9 protein-coding genes are annotated in these 5,769 nt (G+C 41.1%); all 9 read right to left on the reverse strand.

All coding sequences use genetic code 11. The annotated features are described in order from the left end of the window. A partial coding sequence (locus C5O24_RS10180) for a pentapeptide repeat-containing protein (RefSeq protein ID WP_205961090.1) occupies window positions 1-341 on the reverse strand: 341 nt, incomplete at its 3' end. Continuing rightward, window positions 338-1,141 (reverse strand): DUF4267 domain-containing protein, encoded by an 804-nt coding sequence (locus C5O24_RS10185; RefSeq protein WP_068959873.1) that lies wholly within the window; start codon window positions 1,139-1,141, stop codon window positions 338-340. The genes C5O24_RS10180 and C5O24_RS10185, both read right to left, overlap by 4 nt. Next, entirely contained in the window at window positions 1,131-1,688 is a 558-nt protein-coding gene (locus C5O24_RS10190; RefSeq protein ID WP_107035593.1) for a hypothetical protein, read from the reverse strand. Before C5O24_RS10190 ends, C5O24_RS10185 begins: the two co-directional genes overlap by 11 nt. Then, window positions 1,685-2,449, reverse strand: a complete 765-nt coding sequence (locus tag C5O24_RS10195) for a hypothetical protein (RefSeq protein ID WP_107035592.1) — start codon at window positions 2,447-2,449, stop codon at window positions 1,685-1,687. The genes C5O24_RS10190 and C5O24_RS10195 overlap by 4 nt, the downstream gene beginning before the upstream one ends. Further along, window positions 2,446-2,697, reverse strand: a complete 252-nt coding sequence (locus C5O24_RS10200) for an Imm32 family immunity protein (RefSeq protein WP_107035591.1) — start codon at window positions 2,695-2,697, stop codon at window positions 2,446-2,448. The genes C5O24_RS10195 and C5O24_RS10200 overlap by 4 nt, the downstream gene beginning before the upstream one ends. Before the next feature lie 11 nt (window positions 2,698-2,708). Next, entirely contained in the window at window positions 2,709-3,362 is a 654-nt protein-coding gene (locus C5O24_RS10205) for a hypothetical protein (protein ID WP_107035590.1), read from the reverse strand. Continuing rightward, the gene (locus C5O24_RS10210) at window positions 3,359-4,228 is read right to left on the reverse strand and encodes a hypothetical protein (protein WP_133165529.1); all 870 of its coding nucleotides are present in this window, start codon (window positions 4,226-4,228) and stop codon (window positions 3,359-3,361) included. Before C5O24_RS10210 ends, C5O24_RS10205 begins: the two co-directional genes overlap by 4 nt. A gap of 4 nt (window positions 4,229-4,232) precedes the next feature. After that, the gene (locus C5O24_RS10215; protein ID WP_107035588.1) at window positions 4,233-5,300 is read right to left on the reverse strand and encodes a hypothetical protein; all 1,068 of its coding nucleotides are present in this window, start codon (window positions 5,298-5,300) and stop codon (window positions 4,233-4,235) included. Window positions 5,301-5,312: 12 nt separating this feature from the next. After that, window positions 5,313-5,769: hypothetical protein (locus tag C5O24_RS10220; RefSeq protein ID WP_205961091.1), on the reverse strand; the 457-nt coding region annotated here is incomplete at its 5' end.

Genomic DNA, 5,769 nt, shown 5'->3' on the forward strand with positions numbered 1-5,769 from the left:
GCAATGAATGAGGTATTGAAGTCGCAGTTAATGAACGTACAACCAATGAAATCTGCAATTCCGAGACTTCTTAATTTGACATTTTCAAAAGTGCAATCCATATAGATTGTTTTCCGTAGCAAGACCGAAGTCCGTCCACCCATAGAGAAATGTTGTAACTTACCGCTTTTGAAAACACATTCTATAAATCGACACCCTCTTGCAAGGACATCTGAAAAATCACATCCAAGAAATTGGCATCGCTCAAATTTCTTTTTAGTCCACCACACGGCAATTCCTTCGTTACAAAACGAGGTGCGCTTAAAAACCTGATTGCTATATTGTTTATCGGTCAGTTTCATTTAGTTTCATTCCTTTTTTGCGCTTCAAGAAATTCCTGTTTGCCAGGAAAAGTCTGTGCTCCTAAGACACCGGCACTAAACTCGAAAACAGTAGAGTCATTATATACTATCAGGCACGGATCAGCGTTTATGCTGTCCTGCTGGTCATGCGAGAGAGGATGATTATAAAGGCGATATGAGTACATTCCCATATTCATACGTCGGAATCGGATAGTTGAATATTCCGAATCGGGATAATTGTTGACATCTATCCCTATACAACCTAAGTAGTCCAAACGTTCTTTTAGTTGCTTTTTTTCAAATTCGTCCAGTATATCGGATTGGGGCATAGATTGTGGCATATCTCCGTTATCAAATTCAACAACCAGTCGTGTGCTGTCAGGCAGCATATCGCGATAACGACCTACTGTATTCCACATCCAGAAAACAGGCTCTCCGTTGTAACATTCAGCCATAATGAACGCATCGCATCTCATAGGTGGTCTATTAAGTAGAAAAACTATACCCCCAAGGATTAACAGATCGGCGATATGGAACCATAAAAGAATCCTGTCGGCTTTTGAGTGTCGCCTTACGGCCTTGACAAAAGAATAAATCCAAAATCCGATAAGCGGAATTATAAAGAGGAATACGAAAAACAATAACACAATGACGCCGACCGCCCGAAATTCATCTTTATCGGCAGATGCAATCAAAAATACAAGCAACCAAACCGTGACAACTGCCACAGAAAGATACCGCATGAATCGGCTGAATCGTTGTCGTTTATTTATAGGCTTGCTTATCCCGTTATTCTCCATACTCAATGTTGTGGTTTAGTGCGTATTCTTTGGCTTTTTCTTTATCAAACGAATCGTCAAGAGGGAGTATTGCCACGCCATCATCTGTTGTTTCGCCATTATCGAAATCTCCGTAAATCACAATAGCTCCGATGGTGTCCAACGGGGTAAAGGATTTTGGATGAACAAACTTATATCGCTGTTTCTCTACTTCAAGCAGACCCTTCTTTTCATAAAGAATGGCACTGTCGAAGCCTATTATCTCTGACGGTTCCTTCATGATATATTTGTCCGTTTCGCAATACACGGCATCAAACGTCAGGAATGTAAATATTAAGCCTACAACTGAGAGAAGCATCCAACCAATGGCATATATCCGTGAGATAGTATTATACACCGCTTTTTTACCGCGAATGAAATATACCGCACAACCCGAAAGGACGGTAATCCAAAATAGTACATAGCCTAACCGCCAACGTAACTGCAAACTGTTCAACACCACAAAGAGGAACAGTACCAGCATCACGGCATGAAAAGCCACCAACAATATCTTCTGCCAACGCTTCATGGCTGTTGTTTTATTGGAGCCGGTCTAACAGCTTCGTTTTGCATAACGTTTTCAAGCATATACCTGACGGAAGTAAAGTACAAGTCTTGTATAACGACATCAGGCACATAAGAAATAGTGATATAGTCATTAGAGGGTGCGTCAAGTTGTTTCATCTGGGTTGGAGCGAAAGCCCAATCATTAATTGTCAATAAAATGCAATTATGATTTACTCGAAATTTTCTAAATTCCATTGAAAGGTCATCGGATTCTCCTTGATACAGCGAAAAGCTGATTACAGGTCTACCTGATGGATCTTTATCTATACAGGCATGTCCGATATGAGCGACAAATTTAGAGTCCGATTCGACAACTGCTGCTAAAAGAGCCAGCCCCTGTTTGTCATTTTCAAATAATCCAAACTTCCACTCATATCCGTGTGGTAAATCAATAGATGATAGATTGCTTTTGATTTGCGAGATTTCCTCAAACGAAGTATCCAAATAGAAACATAAAATCCAATTCCCTTGAAATAAAGCTTCTTTTGGAGTGTCTAATAGTGCTTCTACAATCCTGTCAACGTCATTTTGAGGGAATGTAAAGACATTTGCCACCGGGCAGGCAGTCACATCCCAGTGAACTGCATACAGACTTTCATAATCATATTTCAGCGTATCCTGACGGCAATTATCATTGGCTTTCATTGGGATAGCCAATACTGCAAGGAATAATGTAACAATCACTCCAACAAAAAAGTCGCCTATCCTCTTTCGTTGATTCATACCTTCTCTATAATTATACTTTGTGAACCGTCTTCCAATGAATTGTATTCATCCAAATGTATATGTGTGCCGGGAGGCACATCTGCCTGTGCTAAATTGAGGAGATGGTTTGCCATTGATAACAATCCTTCCCGATTAGCTGATATAGTTACTTCGCTATTATCGCTTGAAACCTTTATCGAATAACCCGGATGCCAACAGAGTTGCAATCCAATATTCCTATCATATTTCGGCACATCTATTTCCATGACGTCTGCAATTATTTTGTTGGAAAAGTCTGTTCCATAACGCTGATTATCTCATCCAGTCGAGGGAAATAGTCCATTATATTTGGTTCGTGCCTTTCAGCCATTTTCAGGACTTGCGCCAAGACCAATGCTTTGACTGCCGGATAATCTTCAGGCGATTCAATACGTGTTAGTGTAAGATACTTGAACGCCCAGTCTGCACCGACATCTGGTAATGCTCGCTTACCCTCCAATCTGGGTATAATCTCGTGTTCAAACATATCATGCAATGACGTGTATGATTGAAATACTATGCGGGAACATTCGGCAAGTGTGCCACAGAGTTTTGAGTATTCGCACTCCAGATTGGCTTCTGAAATCGTAAACTTATCCTGCCTGCCAAGCATATCTCCGGTAAATCCGACTGAAGGATTATCCTGTTGGTCTTGCGGTGATTTTACATTATACGGCTCAAACCATTTCAATAGCACATCGAAACGAACCATATAGATAGGATAGATGATAAGCACTCCCTCCTTACTCCAATGGTCTAATTCGAGATGCCGTCGCAAACCACCTTCTTGTTTGATGAAAGAAGAATCACGTTTACGGAACTTAAAGCCTTTGAGAAAAGGCTCTGTCTTTGGCCGCTCAACTATGGTTAAAAATAATTCTTTGTTTGTCATATAACTTCCCTTTCGCCGCTGTTAATCTTTATAATCTTATTTGTGGAGCCGTTGACTTCCATATACAGGATGTCGGTCACATTATCATCGTTGGGGTTAGGTTTGAATTTCACCTCGAATGAATACTTTTCCAACGGAGGTCCTGTAAAGCCGTCTTGAGGTTCTATATGAATTGTCTTATAAGCGTGCCGAAAATCGGTGTCATCCGAAACAATCGGGAAAGTCGCCGCAGATAGTTCTTCGGTAAGCTCTTTGGTGCAATACTGTCCATACAGTCTTTTCAAGTCTGCCGGTGACGCGCCTACTGCTCTTTCGTTCAGATACAGAGCCATGAAGTCAGCCACTACATAAAAGCCATCAACGCCCATATATACATCAATGACAATGATATTTGATGTACCGTCGGGTAGAATCTGATATAGCATATTCCAGCCATCGTCCGTGTCGGGAAGAATGCAACCAAACGACAAGTAAACAGCAGAGTCAGAGTCCCAAAAGACTTCGCCACCCCACTGCATCATATATTCACCCTCGTTGCCGACCAAATCTTTCGTGCGAATTTCCTTGTCGGAGTACACGATATTTCGGTCATACGACAGGGTAAGAAATACGGATGAATCTCTTACAGCCCAGTCTTGTCTTCCAACGATTATATCATTGGAGTCTTTTAATGCTTTTATTGTCCAGAGGCCTATAACGGTATCTTCGACAACCCTGCCTCTGACAATCTGAGGGACGGTTGCAACTACGGTGTCCTCCGCCGTTTGCTGTGATACGGCAGTTTCGGATTTATGACCTCCGCCACATCCAACGGCCACGACAGACAGAATAAGTATCAGAATAATTATGCCAATCAATTTTTTCATAATATCAATCATTAGTAATCCACAGTTCGGTCATTTCCTTATAATATGCCTGCATTGCCGGATTGTCAAGTCGGGCGATGGCTTCGTCGATGATTTTGCGGGATTGTGGAGTATATGTATAATAGAATCCAAGCGGCATTGTCAAGGATAGAGATTTGTAATCACGATTATCGTAAACCCACTTTAAGACCTTTTCAGGCTGTGGCAAGAATACATATTTGAAAAAATGATCAACGAATGATTCAGAGGAAGCCGCATCAACCATATTCCCCAATTCATTCCATTGGTCAAGCACTTTATTATCTGAATAAGGATAGCGGGACAGTGAGAGCATATCATTCATTAGTTTCCATTCCTTCTTACAGTCTGAACCACAACATAATCTGAATACTCCATCTTCATATCCGTCTTCCATAGTTATGTCGATTTTACCGTTCGGCTCTATGTTACAAGTCATTGATGCCATTTGAGAGTAGGTGGTCGTGTCCTTGTCGGTATTGACGTTATGTTCTATTTCTTTGTATTCATGGTTATGTGTAAATTCATGGTCTCCGATAAAATATACTAAAGTATGATCGACGGAGACTAACTCTTTTGAGTCCGTCAGATTATAAGCTAATTCCGACTTATCCCAATCGTTACCCGCGAACATCGCGTCAATCAGATGTCCGTCAGTATCGTATGTGGCAATATACACATCTTCGGCATCGCTGAAAAGATATTTGTATTGACATAGGATTACGTTATCGTTTATTTGACGGACAGATACAAGATATGCCGATGCGGTATCCGACGGGGCAAAATCAGGAGTGATTATGCCTCTTAGTAATGAACACTGCTCATGAGTGGTGAGGAGAAAATCACGGTCAGATGGGGCCGGCAAAGAATCATTTTTAGCGATAAGCGATTCATATTCTATGCCGAGTTTTCTTAAGAACTCAAAAGGCCTGTTGTCATCTATCGCTGTAATCGAGTCATGAGGGCTATCATTCGATGCCGACGCTGATCCTTTGCCCCTGCACGAGACACACAAGATCAATATGGCTGTAATTATCAAAAGTATATGTTTCATATCTTAAGCACTTTATGACAACAAATCCGTTAAATGAGGTTGATATTTACTGCCTCCGGCAATTTCAGCCAATTGCTCGGTACTCCATTTTTGCCTATCTGAAAAGAGTGTTGACAGGCTGTTCTCTTGCAATGCAAACAAAAGGTCGAGATATGATTGCTGATCCTTGGCAATATAACTTACAATGCAGTTATCGTCCGCCCAGTCTATTTCGACTATCTCCCCGGTTGCTTTATGAATTGCAAGCGGAAAAGCCTCTCTCCATCCGAAAAAAGTAAATGGCTCTGTCTCTTTCAATTCATTGGATTTGTTGAAACTGAAAATCATTATTATCAGCTTGGAGACATCATAATTTGACATCAAGTCTATGATAGCATTTTCCGGCTCTACATTCGTGTGAATACTCTTATTGCCAATGAATAGTTCGTCCAGATAGATTTGGGCGAAACCTTCCGGCATTTTCGTAAAC

It is taken from the genome of Paramuribaculum intestinale, assembly GCF_003024925.1.
Lineage (GTDB): Bacteria > Bacteroidota > Bacteroidia > Bacteroidales > Muribaculaceae > Paramuribaculum > Paramuribaculum intestinale.

Excerpts from the sequence above, each read along its gene's own strand:
- C5O24_RS10185 (WP_068959873.1), bottom strand. The coding sequence starts at position 1,141 with ATGGAGAATAACGGGATAAGCAAGCCTATAAATAAACGACAACGATTC.
- C5O24_RS10190 (WP_107035593.1), bottom strand. The coding sequence starts at position 1,688 with ATGAAGCGTTGGCAGAAGATATTGTTGGTGGCTTTTCATGCCGTGATG.
- C5O24_RS10195 (WP_107035592.1), bottom strand. The coding sequence starts at position 2,449 with ATGAATCAACGAAAGAGGATAGGCGACTTTTTTGTTGGAGTGATTGTT.
- C5O24_RS10200 (WP_107035591.1), bottom strand. The coding sequence starts at position 2,697 with ATGGAAATAGATGTGCCGAAATATGATAGGAATATTGGATTGCAACTC.
- C5O24_RS10205 (WP_107035590.1), bottom strand. The coding sequence starts at position 3,362 with ATGACAAACAAAGAATTATTTTTAACCATAGTTGAGCGGCCAAAGACA.
- C5O24_RS10210 (WP_133165529.1), bottom strand. The coding sequence starts at position 4,228 with ATGAAAAAATTGATTGGCATAATTATTCTGATACTTATTCTGTCTGTC.
- C5O24_RS10215 (WP_107035588.1), bottom strand. The coding sequence starts at position 5,300 with ATGAAACATATACTTTTGATAATTACAGCCATATTGATCTTGTGTGTC.